Below are 15,667 nucleotides of genomic sequence, written 5' to 3' on the forward strand. Positions count from 1 at the left end.
CCGCTGGAACAACTCCCACAACTCATCCGGCACCAGCCGCTCAACGATCGAAACCACGATCGACAGCCTATCGAACCAAATGAGATGACTTCTTAGCCGCCACGGCCGATGCGGCCGATTTCCCGCCCCTCCCCTCCCTTCCGGACACCCCACGGGCCAAGGCCGTCACCGCGTGGCAGGTCGGCGGCAAGGCGACCCGGGAGGCCGCGGCCGCCGCTCTCGTCGGCACCGACACGGACGTCGCGGCGTTCATCGCCACGGGGCTGCCCGCTGCCGTCGCCGAGGACAACCGCGTCGCCCTTTTCAAGTCCCTCTCCATCTCCGGCAAGGGCACGGCTGCCGAGATCTCCCGCGTGCTGGATGCGGGTGACACCGAGATCGCGGCCTTCCTCGCCGGCGGATTCGCGACGGCGCAGACGGAGGACCTCAGCGTCCTCACCTTCACGCTGAAGGCCCTGGGAGGCAAGAGTGTGCAGGCCGCCGCGGACACCGCGCTGAATGACGGCTCCGGCGAGGCGCTGATGAAGTTCGTCACCGCCACCCAGTTCTCCGCGCGTCTCCAGGACGAGACCGCCGAGGTCTTCAAGCTCCTCAACGGCGCCGGGCCGGAACTGACGAAGTACGCGACGCGCGCCTTGGACGACGGCGGCGCAACCGCCATCCGCTGGTTCCTGGAGATCGGGCAGAACATAGCCCGGGCCCGCGACGACGAACCAGCCACTATCGGGCAACTCGTCGCCGTCGCCGAACGGCAGTCCAAGCGGGCCCAGTTGACGACGGAGAAGGCGAAGGAGGAGTCAAGCAAGGCAGTCTCGGCAGCCGCCGAGGCCAAGAAGGCTGCCCTGGAGGCAGCAGAGGAGGCACAGGCCGCCAAGCAGGACGTCGCCAAGGCTGCGGCCGCCGCGCGCAAGGCCGCCGGCGCAGCCAAGGGCGCGGCGAACGCCGCGTCCACCGCCATCTCCGCCTCCTACGCGGCCCAGTCCGCTGCCCGCAAGGCCGCGTGGGCCGCCCACGCCGCGACGTCCGCCGCGGCCATGGCTGCCCATGCCGCCTCCAGCGCCTACCAGGCCGCCATGGCGGCGTCCAAGGACGCGTCCAAGACGAAGGCCGCCACGGACGCGGCAGTCGCTGCCCGTAACGCCGCGGCCAAGGCACGTACGGCTGCGAAGGCAGCCGACGCCGCCAAGGTCGCCTCCCAGCAGGCGGTGTCGGCCGGCAGCTCCGCCGCGTCCGCCGCGCGCGACGCCGCCGCCGCCGCGAACGCCTCGGCCGCTGCGGCCACCGCCGCCGGTGCCGCCCAGTCGGAGGCGGCTGCCGCCCGCGCAGCCGCCGCTGAGGCCGACGCTCAGGCCGCGCGCGCCACCCGTGCCGCCTCCCAGGCGCAGACCCTGGCCAACAGCGCGGCGACGGCTGCCGGGGCAGCCCGTGACGCAGCCAACTCCGCGGCCGACCACGCGGAGAAAGCGGCGGCCGCCGCCGACGAAGCCGTGAAGTACGCGGGCCAGGCTCTCGACTTCGCCAACAAGTCCACCGCGTACGCCAACGACGCCCAGGCCGCGGCCGACGCCGCGGTCAAGGCCGTCCTGGACGCGCAGAACGTGGAGCAGCAAGCACGCGACGCAGAGCTCACGAAGCTCGACCAGTACACCGCGCAGGGCAAGGCCGAGGCCGCAGCGCTCGCCGTCCTCGAGCAGCAGGACAACGAGAAGGCCCGCAATCAGCTGACTCAGCAACAGGCCACGGACTCGGCCACGCTGGACCTGATCGCGGCGGCGCAGACGGCGTTCACGGCCGGCGACCACCCGACTGCCATAGGCCATGGCCGCAACGCGTGCCTCAGCCTGCTGTCGTCCCACGGCACCTGGACCCGAGAGGCCGCCGCGTTCGCGCTTGCTGCCGGTGAGGAGTCGGTCCTGAACTGGATCGACACCGACCGGACCATCGCGCAGAAGCAGGACGACCGCGAGACCGTCCTGTTCATCAGCCAGGTCTCCGCGCCCGATGTTGCGATCGCGGCCCAGGCGGCCCTGGAGTCCACGGACGACGCCGCCCCCGCTGCCTTCCTCACCACCGGCGGGATCCAGGCGGCCAAGACCGATCAGACCGCGGCGATCTTCCGGATTCTCGGTCAGAATCCCGGCAAGGCGGTCACGCAAGCGGCGACCGACGCCCTCAACGACGGCTCGGCCAAGGCCGTGCACGACTTCTTCACCGTCAAGTACGGGCCTGCGCTGGCGCAGGACGACAACGTAGCGGTCTTCTCCTCCATCGACTCCGCGGGTCCGTACACCAAGATGTCGGCGACCGTGGCGCTCGAGGGCCCGACCTGGATGCGCCGCAACTTCGTCCTCGCCGTCCACCCGCGGATGTTGCAGCTCGACTCGGACTCCGCCGCCCACATCGCGGCGATGCAGGCCCTGCTCGCCCACGCCGCCAAGCTGGCCCAGGACGCGACGACGAATGCGGCGTACGCGCAGAAGGTGGCGGCGGACGCCCGCAAGGCGTCGGACGACGCGCAGAAGTGGGCCACTGCCGCCACGAACTCCGCCGCCAAGGCCAAGGACTACAAAGATCAGGCGGACGCCCACGCGGACGCGGCGGAGAAGTCCGCAGCGGACGCCCAGGCTTCCGCCGACAAGGCGAAGACCGCGGCACTGGCCGCCCGCGGCTCCGCCCGGCGCGCCAACTACTCGGCGAACCAGGCGACCGCCGCCGCGGACGCCGCGACGGCGTCCGCCGTCAGCGCGCAGGCCTCCGCCAACTCAGCCGCCGCCTCGGCCACCCAGGCCGGCAAGAACGCCAAGGAGGCGGCCGCGGCTGCCTCCCAGGCGAATCAGATCGCCGCCACGAAGCGCAAGCAGGAGCAGGCGGAAGCGGCCAGGAAGGCCGCGGAGGCGGCCGCGAAGGCCAAGCAGGACGGCGTCGACCAGGCCGACAATGCGGACAACGACGGGGCGAAGAAGCCCGGCACGTTCCTGGGCGGCACCAAGGGTGACTGGCAGGCCGCCGCCGCAACGCTCGGCACCATATCCACCTACGCGGGCTACGTCGCCGCTCTTTCTCTGCTGGTCCCGCCGCCGGCGGGCGAAGCCCTCTACGGGTTCTTCGGCGGGGTCTCCCTGATCACGGGTGTGGCCAGTACCGTCATCTACGGATTCACCAACGGCATCGGCTCCGCGGAATTCCTGACCTCGGCGGTCGGCGTGGCCCTCGGCGTCTTCACCACCGGTTTGCCGTGGACCAAGTTCGGTGGCACGGTCGGCGTCATCGACGACGCCTTCAGGGGACTCGAAGGCGGCGTCATGTCGCTCGGCGCCCAGGCTCAGCGCCTTGGTATGGCAGCCCTTTCGCCGGCTACCGGCGCCGTCGTCGATGCCGGAAATGCAGTGAAAGATGCTGTCAGTGACACCTGGCACGATCTGACACCGTGGTAATCCCCGAATGATGTCCTCCGGGGCGGAATCCAAGCGATTTCAATAAATCACCTCGTGTTCCGTCCCGGGAGGGCCGCGGCCATGTCTCTTCATTTGATCACAGGCGACTGGGTTCTCATCGCCGGCGTCACCACCATCATCTACACGGTCGCGATGCGCTGGTGCATGCCGACGCCAAAGACAAAGCGGCGAATATCCTTCGCCCCGCTGGGCGGCAGCGTATTCCTGGTGCCCACCGCCGTAGTAAAAGGATATTCCGCCTCCTTCACCCTGTATTTGTACAGTTGCGTCCTGCTCACTTTCGTCATCATGCTGGTGCCGGTCAGAAAAAGAGTCGCGGCCGACATTTTGGAACAGGAACAGAAACCCTGGGACAAGGTGCCGTTCAATACTGCTTCTTTGTACTGGGTCATATTTTCGTTCACGGGCTGCATCATCGCGATGCTCTGCATCTGGCCGGCTATTAATTGACATCGCCATTTCGGCTGGGGTGCACCAGCGAAATGATCAGCCAAGCTCAGTCAGCGGGAACGGGACGAGGTTGTCCGGAGCCGGAGAAGGGTCAGGCTCGGGGCCATCTTTCGAGCGAGAAAGAGCGCCAGCCAGGGTGAGGAGGGTCCCCGTCGCTTCGCTGACCCGACTGCGCATCGCCGTGGTCGGGGGTGCCGGGTTCGGCGGTGCGGACCCCCACGTGGTGGCCGGGGGTTGTCTTCGAGGTTCATGCCCCCGAACGACTCTGTCGCATGGTGAATGCCGCGGTGAAGTGATCCCCTCTCGGGCCTCGTTCGCCGCCGGTGGTGGCTGCCCCTGCACCATCAAGCTCGCGAGCCAGGTGAGGCCGTTTCGGCGTCGGCACCCGGTACGTCGAGTGCGCGCAGTCACGCAGGAAGCGGTCCCCGTGACTGTTGCCGACGAGGTTCACGCTTTCACCGATTCATGTGGGTGCGCCGTCGGGTTCCCTTCCTGCGCGGCGCTTTCGCCGTGATCCCCAAGGGTGCCGCCGGGACGAGCCTTACGTCAGCGGCAGGATCCAGGCCGTCTGTCACGGCCCGGAGCCTGCCGTGGTCGGTTGGGGAGAGGGGTGGAACACATCCGGGAAGGATCGCGCCGGGTTCGGCAGTCGTCACTTGATCTGCGCCGCAGCCCATTTTGCCCATTCGCGACGCATCGTGTTGAAGCGCAGGCCGTATTCCAGGGCGATGCGGCCGTGCACCGCGAGATTGTCGTCACCCCAGTCGACGGACTCCATGAGCTGCTTCAGGTTGTCGTGCTCCCGCTCGGACATCCCGGCGAGTTCGTCCAGGTAGGAGCGCGCCTGCTCCGGTGTGAGTACGCCGAGGAAGAAGACCCGCAGCAAGATGTCGCTGCGCAGGACTCGCTGGGGTCTGGTCTCCGTCATCCAGTGCCGCAGCTCGGCCAGCCCCTCGTCCGTGAGGGCGTACTCCTTGCGTCCACGAGGCCCTTCCGCCGCCACGGTGATCAGCCCGGCAGCAGCCAGCTTCGTCAGTTCCGTGTAGATCTGGCTCTGCGTGGCCGGCCAGACGTTGGCCAGCGACGTGTCGAAGAGCTTCAGCAGGTCGTATCCGCTGGCGGAATGCTCCGAGAGCAGGCCGAGAAGTGCGTGTCTGAGACTCATGCTTCCCACCGTACCGCCACCCTCCACTATTGACAGGTCAATCTAGAACCTTCTATTTTTGACATGTCAAAACAGGGACAACGAATCGGGGAGATCATGTCCTACCTGCGCACCTTCCTGCCGTGGATCGTCTTCGCCGTGGCTCCTTCGGGAGACTGGCAGTGGGCAGCACTGGCCGCGCTGGTGATCGCCGTGGCGGTCATCGCGCAGCAGGTGCGTTCCGGCGTCGGCTTCGATGCCCTCATCATCGAAGCCGGCTCCGCGGTCTTCTTCGCCGTTCTGGCCGTCATCGCCTTCACCCACCATGACTCGGACGTGCACACCTACTCCGCGGCCCTCTCGGCGGGCACCCTCGCCGTCATCGCCGGAGTCTCCTTGGCCATCGGCAGGCCGTTCACCCTGGGCATCGCCAAGCAGACCACTCCGCGCGAGATGTGGGGGCTCAAGGCGTTCATCCGCGTCAACGTCGTCATCACCGCCGTCTGGACCGCCGCGTTCGTCCTGACCGCCGTTGTACTCGCCGTGCTGGAGCATGGAGGACACGCGCACTCCACCGCCGCGACGCTCGTCCAGATCGCCGGCTTCGTCCTCCCGATGCTCTTCACCGTCCGCTACGTCGCCCACGTCCAGGCAAAGGCCGCCGCACAGACGATCTGATGATCGCCCTTCACCGGCCTGGACGACGACCCCGAAAACCAGTGATCGCCACTGGCTTCGAGGCTGCCCGCACGAAGCCCCTCACCACGGCGAAGAAGCAGATCAACAAAACTGGCGAGTCAAGCCGCACAGAGTCTTGGAAACCGTCGTGGCGCGAGTCACCGTGGGTTCAAATCCCACACCCACCGATGGTGAACGGCGCCTGACCGAGCAACTCGGTCAGGCGCCGTTCTCGTGGGCGTTGTTTGTAAGCACCTGCTGTTCCCTGCTGTTTCCCGGGAAAGGGCAGGGGAGGGGCACGACCGATCAGCCCGCTATCTGCTGTCGGCAGTGCTGCGAGCCTGCTTCCTTGATCGGCGGTATCGACGCCACTTGGGCGCAAGCTCGCCGGACGCGGTCACCCAGGCGGCGAGGACGGCGCAAGAAGCGATGCCCTCGTGCTCTCCCGTCAGCCTGCACACCGCCCAGAGGGCCGGCGTCGTAATGAGCCAGGCCACGAGCAGGGGTCTTGCCTTCGGCCACCAGTGCGCGTCCTTCACAGGCGGGACGGTATCAAGGGTTCATCCGTCAGTCTGAGGACAGCTGGAGGCGGCTCCGAGACTCGGGTGGGAGGTGCCATGGGGAGCGTGGCCCATTCCGGGGGAGGGGGGGCGGGCAGTCTCCTGAGCTGCGCCGTGAAGCACGACGTTGGGGGCCATGATCTTCGAGGGTCGCCCCCAGGACACTAGGCCACCGTGGACATGGGTGCGTCGGCCACCGGCTCGATTCGGGGGGCGGCGAGTTTCACATAGTCGTCGGTGTGCAGGGCCACCGACCGGTCCAGCCGGGCCGCGTTGAAGAAGATCTCCTCGTGGCCCAACAGGTCCGGGTCGACGAGGAGGTCCAGGCCGGGATCGAAGGTGAACGGCATGATCGAGCCGCTCACGCCGTCCGCGAGCCGTTCGGCGACGGCGCGTGCCGCGAACGCCGCGTCGGTGCCGTCGTAGAGACGGCGCACCCGGTCGAGGTCGGCCCGTCGGTCGCCCGGCACCACCGCCAACACGTACCGGCGGTGCTTCTTGCCGAGTCCGACCCGGATGACCAGGCACTTGGCTGCCTGTTCCAACCGGTGGCCGCGCAACCGTGACGCGAGTTCGGTGCGTCCCTCGGGGGCATGTGCGATGAGGCGGTAGCGCGCTGCGGCGCCGTCCAGGAGAGCGATCAGCCGGGAGTACGCGTCGGCGGTCACCGTCGGCCGGCTCATCATGCGCCCGGGATGCGCGGGTGGAAGACGGTGCCCGTCGACGCGCCGGTGCCGAGGTTGATCACGTCCACGCGGGACTCGGTGCGGGTCGCCCGGACGAAGACGCCGCCGCTGACGGTGGCGGTGGTGAACACGCCCCACACCGGTGTCCACGGCGTGAGGGTCCCGTCCTCGTCGGCGCAGTACTCAGGCACGGGGTGAATGCGCCGCTGAAGGACGTACGGGCCGTCGACCGCGTCGCGCAATTTCGCGGCCCACTCCTCGGGCGTCAGCCCGTCCTGCCAGCCGAGCAGTACCGCCATGCCGCCGTGTCCCAGGGTCGCCTTCAGCACCAGGTCCTCCTGGTGCTCGACGGCGTGGGTGAGGAGGTCGACGCGGCTGCCGTCCTCCAGGGTGACCTCGCCCTCGCGCACGGTCCTGGTCCAGGGCAGGATCCGGTCGAGGGCGGCCAGCTCCTCGGCGGCGAACAGGTGGCGGTTGGCCTCGTCGGAGAGCATCGCCAAGGCCGCCTTGCAGCCGAACAGTTCGGCGTCCATCGGCGTGAAGATCTTCACCTCACCGCGGTCGGCGGCGTCCAGGACCGGGTCCATCAGCGCCACCGCGTCCGGCGCCGATGCCACGTCCTCCAGCATGAAGAGCCGGTTGACCACGTCCACCCGGTGCTCCTTGAGCCAGATGCCGCCGTCGCGGGCCTCCAGCTCACCGATGTGGCAGGCATGCGCGTCCACGCCGAGCGTGCTCCAGTGCTCGGCGACCGCCCGCATGTACGGCGCCAGCGACTCGTAGCTCTCGGGCCAGTCGGTGATCGCGACCACCGGCCGGGCGCCGGGCTCGATCCCGCACTCCAGGCGGATGGTGTCGAGGTGGGCCGTCATGGTGTCGACGTAGTCCAGGTCGTGCTCCGCCGCGAACTCCTTCATCCGGGGGTCGTTCAGGAGAGCGCGGTTGATGTGGACCATGTCCGAACCGCCTATGGCACTGCCCATGTTGTACTCGAGGAGCCGGAACCCGCCCGCGTCCGCGTACAGGTCGGAACGGCTCAGCCGGGTCACGCTCGTACCGCGTCCGCGCAGCACGCAGCGCACCTGGTCGTCGTTCATGCCCAGAGCACGCGCGAACGCCTCCAGGTCGCCGGCGAACAGCCGGTCGGGCAGGCTGATCAGCGCACTGCGCAGCACGTCCAGGTCGGCGAGCAGACGCCGGCGTTCGTCGGCCTCGATGAAGAGCGGGCGGGTCAGCAGGCGACCACGGTAGAAGATCCGTACCAGCTCCGACTGAGGATCCACCGGAACGGGCGTGGGCACGGCCTTGAGGAACTGTGCGGTGAGCGCGTTGCGAGCCACGTGAATACCCTTCGAAAGTGGGAGTCGGCCAGCGGTCCTACGGCGACGTCGAGTTGGCGCCGACGGTGATGGCCAGGTAGCAGTAGTCGTCGAGCATCTTGGGCAGCGGGCGGGACGGGCGGCCGAGCACGTCGGCGAAGGCGAGCGCGTCCTGGACCCGGGTGCCCAGCCCGGCTTCGGTGAGCAGGCCGGCCGCCCAGTCGCGGCCGAGCCGCTGGTGCGCCACGTACGCTGCTCCGTCCCGGGCGCCGTGCAGGTGACCGGCGATCGCCTCGTCCCACGGCATCAGCGTGTGCGGGCGCAGGGCGTGCAGCGCCTTCGCGGCGGCCGTCGGCCCGAGTGCGCGGACGCGCCCGGTGGCGGGCGACAAGGCGGCCGGGGCCGCGGCCAGTTCCGTGAAGCATCCGCCGAGCGCATCGACTTCGGCGTCGGTGAGTTCGGCCAGAGCGCGGTGGGGAAGGCCCGCCCCCCGACGGTGCCACCAGGCGGTCAGCCCCTCGTCGAAGGGGTCCGGCTCGCCCGGCTTGGGGTACCGGATGCGGCAGCCGGCCAGGTTGAGCCAGCGCAGCAGCGCCTTGCGGTGCGCGGACTCGGCGAGGTCGGGCCGGTCTCCGGTGGCGGACAGGTACTCCTCCCAGATCTCGTCGACCCGCGTGTACTGCGCGAACCTCTGCACTGCGGCGTGCAACACGGTCTGGTTCATGGGCAGTTCGGGCACGACTACTCCTCGGGGAGAGGGCGGGTGGATCACCGGGACAGTATGTAACCGTCCTGCGGCCGGTGGCCGCGCGAGCGGCGCAGGTCGGTGAGGACGAAGGTGCGCTGGAGCCAGCGGTCGTTGCCGTCGTACCGGGGGGAGAACGCGGTCCGGCCGTGCAGCGTCACCCGGTTGTCGACGATCGCCAGATCGCCGGCAGCCAGCCGGATGGTGTACGAGACGTCGTCGAGCGACTTCTCCAGACTGCGCAGCGCGTCCTCGGCACGCGGCGTCAAACCGGTCGTGGCGGCGAAGTCGACCCGGATGTCCGGGTCGTGGGGGTCGCCGAACAGGATCGGGTGGGCCGGGGTCTCCTCGTCCCGCGCGCCGAAGGAGGGTGGTGGCTGTGTGGAGAACTCCGGGCTGGACAGCGCCTCCACGACGGCCGGGGGCAGCAGCGGCAGCGCCTCGCGGATGCCTGCGGTGCGCAGCCCGGCCTCGCTCTCGTGGTCGGCGCGCAGGCACAGCAGCATGACATGGTCGGGGCGGTGCTCGTGGAAGGCGTTCTCGTTGTGCATCATCAGGGCCACCGAGCCGGCGTTGCCCTGGAAGGTCTCCTGGCCCGGCACGGGCACCACGTCCTGCACGAGGGCACCGGACTTCTCGGCCCGGAACGCGGCCGGGTCGCCCAGGCCGCAGGCCATCATCATCAGCACCGCGGCGGGGACGCTGGCCTCACGCTGGACGGAACCCTTCACGATCGGCGTGGGCGGCAGCGCCGTCGCGTCCACGGGCAGGCCGCGGACCAGGAGGGCGCCGGCCGGGCCCGAGTGGCGGCGGTACTCGCGGGCCGAGCGGCGCAGCGAGGCCGGCATCTCCTCCCACGCGGACCGGGCGGCGGCCACCCAGCGGGGATCGTCGACCTCCGGCAGCGTGGCGCACAGGTCATGGGCCGACGCCTCGATGCGGACCCTGTCATCGGGAGCGAGGGCGAACACCGTCGGGTGGGAACGGAGGGATATGTCTGCTGTCGCTGTCACTTCATCACCATTTCTGTACGTGGAGCGGCGTGCGTCCGGCGTGCCGACACGCGGTCGATCAGGGTCAGAGCGGGTGCGGTGAGCATGGTGGTGAGGAGCGTCATCACCACGAGCATGGTGAAGACGGTGGGGGTGATGACCCCCAGCTGGAGACCGACACCGAGCACCACCAGCTCGGTGAGGCCACGGCAGTTCATGAGGGCGCCGAGGGAGAACGCGTCCTGCCAGCCGAACCCGGTCAAGCGGGCCGCCCCCGTGCTGCCGGTCCACTTCGCGAGGATCGCGACGCCCGTGATCACGGCGCACCACGCCCACAGCGTGGGGTCGGCGCCGAGCAGCCGGAACTCGGTGCGCAGCCCGGTCTGGACGAAGAACAGCGGGAGCAGCATGACCAGGGTCAGCGAGCGCATCTTGTCGACCGCGCTCGCCACCACGGCGTTGTCCCGCGGTACGACCGCTCCGAACAGGAACGCGCCGAAGATCGCGTGGACGCCGATCCACTCGGTGGTGAACGCGCCCAGCAGGATCCCGGACAGGACCACCGGCAGGGCGCTGCGACCGGCCGGCCACCGTTCGACGCCACGGGCCAGCATCGGCCGCAGGGCGAACCACACGGCGCAGGCGAAGGCCAGGCTCAGTGCCACGGTCAGCAGGACCGAGAGGGGGGAGCCGCCCTTGGCCAGGGCGGTCACCAGGGCCAGCAGGCACCAGGCGGTGATGTCGTCGATGGCCGCGCAGGTCAGCGAGAGTGCCCCGACCGGGGTGCGGTCGATCTTCCGGTCGGTGAGGATGCGGGCCAGCACCGGGAACGCGGTGATGCTCATGGACACCGCGATGAACAGGGCGAAGGTAAGGAAGCTGACGTGCCTCCCGGCGAACCGGTCGTACATGGCGAAGGCGAGCAGTACCCCACCGAGCAGCGGCAGGGCGATGCTGACGTTGCTCACGAGGACGGCGGAGCGGCCACGGTCGCGGACATGGCCGAGGTTGAGCTCGTAGCCGACCAGGAACATGAACAGGACCAGGCCGAGCTGGGCGAGCGCGTTGATCACCGGCAGCATGGCGTCGGGAAACAGCCAGTGCTGCCCCGTGGGCCAGACGGCGCCCAGCAGCGAGGGGCCCAGGGCGATGCCGGTGAGGATTTCGCCGATGACCGGGGGCTGGCCCAGCCGGCCGGACAGCCGGCCGGCGAGCAGACAGCAGATCATCATGACCGGCAGGGCGAGCAGCAGATGACCCGTCAGCTCCAGCTTGGGGAGCCCGACGGCCAGGTCAGCGGTCACCGGAACCGTCCTGTTCCTGCGTGAAGTACCAGTTCTCGGGGTTGATGAAGCCGAGCGGGTTGACGGGCCCGAAGCCCTGGAGGTCGTGGGCGACCTCGAAGACGCGCAGCGGGAAGTTGGGCATCCAGATCACGGGGACCTGCTCGGCCAGGTAGTCCTGGTAGGCGTGCAGGTCGGCGAGGTCGTCGCTGGTGACGGTCTTCTCGATCAGCTCGTCGGCGACAGGGTCCGAGTAGCTGCCGAAGTTGCAGCCGGCGCCGGTGCGGTAGAGCAGCTCGCCGGTCGGGTGGAAGTTCGGCCCGTACACCCAGCCGCCGTTCCAGCAGGACATCTCCCAGCCGGTGGTGCCGGTGGTGTCCTGGCCGACCAGGACGGACGGGTGCACTTCTTCGAGGATCAGCTCGATGCCGGCCCGGGCGGCGTCGTCGCGGAGCGTGCGCAGCAGCCGGGCCAGGGTCCTCTCGTGGCCGGAGGCGTAGCGCAGGGTGACCGTCAGCCGGGTGCCCTCGGGGATGCCCTCGCCGGCCTGGCCGACGCCCGTGCCCGCGTCGACGCAGACGGCCGGGGTGACCGAGGTGTCCCAGCCGTTGTCCGTGAGCAGCCGGCGGGCCCGGTCCACGTCGAAGGGGAACGGGTTGGACTTCTGCGCCGGAGAGAGCAGTTCGGTGGCCGGCAGCGCCGGGACCGGACCGTACGTCGGATAGCCGTAGCCCTGGTAGATCTCGCGGAAGGAGCTGTCCTGGTCCAGGCAGGTCTGGAGGGCCTGGCGGAAGTACAGCTGCCGCAGGATCTTCCCAGCGACCGTGGGGTTGATGAAGTTGATCGGGAAGTAGTGGATGGCGTACAGGACTTGCGGGACGATCCGGTAGTGCTCGGCCAGCGGGTTGGGTCCGCCGGCCGTCGGGTCGGTGGTCGGTTCGGTGATCCGGTCGAAGGGCAGGAAGCCGACTTGGATGCCGTCGGGGCCGTGCGGACCCTGCTCCAGCCACTCGTACTGCTGCTCGAAGGTGTCGGTGGACACCAGCCGGAACTCATCCGCGTACGGCTTGTTCGAGCCCGAGTAGGACGGGTTGGGAACCATCCTGACCAGGCCGTCCATCGAGAATTCGGCCAGCTTCCAGGGGCCGTTGACGACCGACCAGACGGGGCTGTCCGCCCAGCGGGTGCGCGCGCTGTTGTCCTCCGCGTACACGTCGCCGTTCTGCGCCATCAGGTAGTCGTAGACGGCGGGCGCCTCGTCCTTGTTCCGGGTGGCGTCGGCCGGTCCGTCGGCGGTGCGGTCCCAGGCCTTCGGCAGCGGGGTGATCAGGCTGAACTGGTTCATCAGAACCCAGTTGTGCGCGTACGCCTTGTCGAAGGTGAAGCGGACCTTGTCGTCGGCGACCTTCTCGTAGGAGGTCAGGTTGTCCGGGAAGAAGCCCGGCACATAGCCGCCGTACTCCTCCTTCTTGGTCTCCAGCAGGTGCATCCAGAACATGACGCCGTCGGCGTCGACCGTCTCGCCGTTGGACCACTTGTACGGCTTGACGGTGAGGGTCGCGGTGCGGCCGTCCTCGCTCCACTCGGGCGGCCCGGCCAGGCTCAGCTCGTAGTCGACGCCGGCGTCGCCCTTGGTGCCGTACCAGTACAGCGGCCGGTACATGAGCATCTGGAACTCGTAGAGACTGCGGGCGCCGAAGCGGCCCGGGGGCAGCAGCGGGAAGATGCCGGCGGGCGGGAACCCGGGCGTGCAGGCCCAGTTGATCGTGCCGCCCTTGCGGGGAACCTTGGTCATGACCGTCCTCGGTGGGTGGAAGGGGCGGCGTCACGGGACAGTTCCTCGATCGAGGAGGTGCCGCTTGCGGCGTCCGGGCCGTACCGCTCCCAGGTCTCGTGCAGCCGGATCCGGCCGTCGGGCAGGACCTCGGGGACGCTCTCGCAGCGTCCGGAGACGGTCCGGCCGTCGGTGAGCACCATCGTGTAGGCGAAGGTGAGCCTGCCGTCGGGTGCGGCGAGGCCGGTCAGGGACCCGCGGCGCACGTCCGCGCCTGCGGAGGACCCCCAGACCAGGTCGCCGTCCTGGCGGTAGTGGGCGACGGGCGCCTCGGGGCCGGCCGTCACCTTCCTGAACCGTTTGCCGTCGTAGTCGATCACTTTGCGCTCCGGTGGCTGGTGGGGTCGCTCAGGCGGCTTCGCGCAGCTCCAACGTGCAGCACTTGACGCTGCCGCCCGCCTTGAGCAGCTCGGACAGATCCACGCCGCGCGGCTCGAAGCCCCGCTCGCGCAGTTCGCCGATGAGATGGGTGGCCGCCTGCGGCAGCAGCACGTTGCGGCCGTCGCTGAAGGCGTTGAGGCCGAAGACCGCGGCGTCCGCGTCGGTCGCGAGGATCGCGTCCGGGTACAGCTCGCGCAGCACGGCCCGGCTGCCCGGCGTGAACGCGGCCGGGTAGTACATGACTTCGGTGTCGGACAGCACCGCGAGCGCGGTGTCCAGGTGGTAGAACTCCGGGTTGACCAGGGTCAGCCCGGTGACGGGGACCCCGAAGAACTCCTGTGCCTCGGCGTGCGAGCGGGGGTCGGTACGAAATCCCGTGCCGGCCAGCAGCCTGCGCCCGGCCAGCAGGTAGTCGCCCTCGCCCTCGTTGATGTACTGCGGCCACAGCAGCTCGGTGAAGCCACGGCCGCGGAACCAGTCGAGGTAGGCGGGCCCCTCTCCGGTGCGCTCGGCGTGCCGGAAGCGCGCGCCGAGCACCTTGCCGTCGACGACGGTGGCGCCGTTGGCCGCGAACACCATGTCGGGCAGTGCGGCCTGCGGCTCGATCACCTCGACGGTGTGCCCGAGCTCCTCGTACAGCGCGCGCAGGGTCTCCCACTGGGCGAGCGCGAGCTCGGTGTCGACGGGCTTGTCGGGGTGCATCCACGGGTTGATGGAGTAGCGCACGTCGAAGTGGCTGGGGCGGCACATCAGGAGCCTGCGCCGGGTGACGGTGCGAGCGCCGCGGACGCTCTTGTGGACGCTGGGGCGCGGCGTGATCGGTTCGGAGTACGGCATCGCGGTTCTCTCCCTGGGGTGTGGGACGGAGTGGGGGTGCGGGTGACGGTGGTCAGTTGGTGAGGCGCACGTCGATCGAGCGGGCGAGGTCCGTCGCCGTGCTCATCGCGTCCTCGAACGAGGTGCCGGTGACACCGAGGAAGCCGAGGATGGAGTTGCCCTGCGGGGGACGGCGGATGATGTCCCCGGGGCGGGCCGTGATCTTGAAGAAGAACACCCGGTCGGACTCGGCGAGTTCGTCGGGGACGACGACCTCTTCGATCTGCCCGGAGTCGCACAGCAGGGCCATGCCGGCGATGTGCACGCCGGTCGGGGTGTACGGACCCGTCCTGGGGCGCACCCCGCGGGCGGTGTCCATCAGGGCGCGGATGGGGCAGTGGCCCGCGGTCAGCCGGGCGATGTGGTCGAGGCCGCCGCCACCGGGCCTGATCGCGATCTCCAGGATGTGCGGGGCACCGTCGTGGTAGCGGACCTCGGCGTGCAGCGTGCCGTGGGTGACGCCCTGGGCGCGCACCCCGGCACTCACCGCCCGGTGCAGGGCCTCGATCGCGTCGGGAGACAGGGAGGTCGGCGCGGCGTGCACGTCGTCGTCGAAGGTGTCACCCTCGACGGTGACCCGGTCCACGATCGACCCGAGGTACACCTCGCCGTCCCAGGCGACGGCCTCGCACAGGAACTCGCGGCCGTCCAGGAACGACTCCACCAAAAGGCCCTGCGGCCCCAGGTCGATGCCGTGCGCCTCCATCCGGTACCAGGACATGTCGTCGATGCCCGCCAGCGCCTGCTCGAAGCGCGCCGCCATCTCGTCCGCGTCGTCGACGCGGAAGACGAAGTTGCTGGCCGCACCCAGGGTGGGCTTCAGGATCACCGGGTAGCCGAACTCCTCGGCGGCGGCGAGCGCGTCACTGAGCTCGGGCACGAAACGGAAGCCCGGGATGGGCGCCCCGCCCTTCTCGTGCGCCTGGCGCATCAGGTACTTGTTGCGGCTGGTACGGGCGGCCTCCACCCCGACGCCGGGCAGCCCCAGCGCCTCGGCGACCGCGGCCACGCTCACCACACCGGCCTCCGAGAAGGTGAGGACGCCCTCGAAGCGCTCCTCCTCGTGCCAGGCCCGGGCGGCGGCGACGATGTCGTCGATCTGCTGGGAGCCGGCGACGCGGTAGCGCCCGGCGGGCCAGTAGTCCTCCTCGCCCACGCCGTTGAGTACGTACAGGTCGGCCCCGAACTCCTCCACCTGCCGGTAGCGAGACAGGTAGTACTGCGCGTTCTGGAGAGCCTCGACGGCGAGCAGTTTCATCGCTCG

General features: G+C 69.5%; 13 protein-coding genes and 1 pseudogene. 4 read left to right on the top strand and 10 right to left on the bottom strand.

Features of this window, described 5'->3' with window-relative positions; all coding sequences use genetic code 11:
• Positions 1-164: 164 nt before the first annotated feature.
• From ABZV42_RS37050 to ABZV42_RS37060, 3 genes and pseudogenes are all read left to right on the top strand, one after another.
• Positions 165-263: pseudogene (locus tag ABZV42_RS37050) on the top strand (ALF repeat-containing protein); the annotation flags it as partial.
• A 90-nt stretch (positions 264-353) separates the two neighbouring features.
• The gene (locus ABZV42_RS37055; protein ID WP_356055874.1) at positions 354-3,434 is read left to right on the top strand and encodes a hypothetical protein; all 3,081 of its coding nucleotides are present in this window, start codon (positions 354-356) and stop codon (positions 3,432-3,434) included.
• A gap of 81 nt (positions 3,435-3,515) precedes the next feature.
• Positions 3,516-3,905, top strand: coding sequence for a hypothetical protein (locus ABZV42_RS37060; RefSeq protein ID WP_355987313.1), 390 nt, complete (start codon positions 3,516-3,518; stop codon positions 3,903-3,905).
• A 652-nt stretch (positions 3,906-4,557) separates the two neighbouring features.
• On the opposite strand, the gene ABZV42_RS37065 is transcribed toward ABZV42_RS37060, so the two are convergent.
• Positions 4,558-5,070 (bottom strand): PadR family transcriptional regulator, encoded by a 513-nt coding sequence (locus tag ABZV42_RS37065; RefSeq protein WP_356055876.1) that lies wholly within the window; start codon positions 5,068-5,070, stop codon positions 4,558-4,560.
• Between the two features lie 63 nt (positions 5,071-5,133).
• Between ABZV42_RS37065 and ABZV42_RS37070 the strand changes: the two genes are divergently transcribed.
• Complete coding sequence (locus tag ABZV42_RS37070) at positions 5,134-5,727, top strand: hypothetical protein (protein ID WP_355990670.1); 594 nt, start codon at positions 5,134-5,136, stop codon at positions 5,725-5,727.
• A 724-nt stretch (positions 5,728-6,451) separates the two neighbouring features.
• On the opposite strand, the gene ABZV42_RS37075 is transcribed toward ABZV42_RS37070, so the two are convergent.
• The 9 genes from ABZV42_RS37075 to ABZV42_RS37115 all read right to left on the bottom strand — a co-directional run bounded on the left by ABZV42_RS37075 (position 6,452) and on the right by ABZV42_RS37115 (position 15,661).
• Complete coding sequence (locus tag ABZV42_RS37075; protein WP_356055878.1) at positions 6,452-6,973, bottom strand: YbaK/EbsC family protein; 522 nt, start codon at positions 6,971-6,973, stop codon at positions 6,452-6,454.
• A complete protein-coding gene (locus ABZV42_RS37080; protein ID WP_356055880.1) occupies positions 6,970-8,313 on the bottom strand; it encodes a hypothetical protein in 1,344 nt (447 codons plus the stop codon). The genes ABZV42_RS37075 and ABZV42_RS37080 overlap by 4 nt, the downstream gene beginning before the upstream one ends.
• Positions 8,314-8,350: 37 nt before the next feature.
• Positions 8,351-9,031 (bottom strand): hypothetical protein, encoded by a 681-nt coding sequence (locus tag ABZV42_RS37085; RefSeq protein WP_356055882.1) that lies wholly within the window; start codon positions 9,029-9,031, stop codon positions 8,351-8,353.
• 29 nt (positions 9,032-9,060) lie between these two features.
• Entirely contained in the window at positions 9,061-9,975 is a 915-nt protein-coding gene (locus tag ABZV42_RS37090) for a clavaminate synthase family protein (protein WP_356055949.1), read from the bottom strand.
• A 71-nt stretch (positions 9,976-10,046) separates the two neighbouring features.
• A complete protein-coding gene (locus ABZV42_RS37095; protein ID WP_356055884.1) occupies positions 10,047-11,333 on the bottom strand; it encodes a cation:proton antiporter in 1,287 nt (428 codons plus the stop codon).
• Positions 11,323-13,107, bottom strand: coding sequence for an ABC transporter substrate-binding protein (locus ABZV42_RS37100; protein ID WP_356055886.1), 1,785 nt, complete (start codon positions 13,105-13,107; stop codon positions 11,323-11,325). Before ABZV42_RS37100 ends, ABZV42_RS37095 begins: the two co-directional genes overlap by 11 nt.
• Positions 13,104-13,466: a hypothetical protein gene (locus ABZV42_RS37105; RefSeq protein ID WP_356055888.1), complete on the bottom strand. Its 363-nt coding sequence runs from the start codon at positions 13,464-13,466 to the stop codon at positions 13,104-13,106. The genes ABZV42_RS37100 and ABZV42_RS37105 overlap by 4 nt, the downstream gene beginning before the upstream one ends.
• 28 nt (positions 13,467-13,494) lie before the next feature.
• Positions 13,495-14,364, bottom strand: a complete 870-nt coding sequence (ddaH, locus tag ABZV42_RS37110) for a dimethylargininase (RefSeq protein ID WP_356055890.1) — start codon at positions 14,362-14,364, stop codon at positions 13,495-13,497.
• A gap of 52 nt (positions 14,365-14,416) precedes the next feature.
• The gene (locus tag ABZV42_RS37115) at positions 14,417-15,661 is read right to left on the bottom strand and encodes an ATP-grasp domain-containing protein (RefSeq protein WP_356055892.1); all 1,245 of its coding nucleotides are present in this window, start codon (positions 15,659-15,661) and stop codon (positions 14,417-14,419) included.
• Positions 15,662-15,667: the final 6 nt, after the last annotated feature.

Origin of the sequence: Streptomyces sp. NPDC005281 (assembly GCF_040607495.1) — a bacterium.
GTDB lineage: Bacteria > Actinomycetota > Actinomycetes > Streptomycetales > Streptomycetaceae > Streptomyces.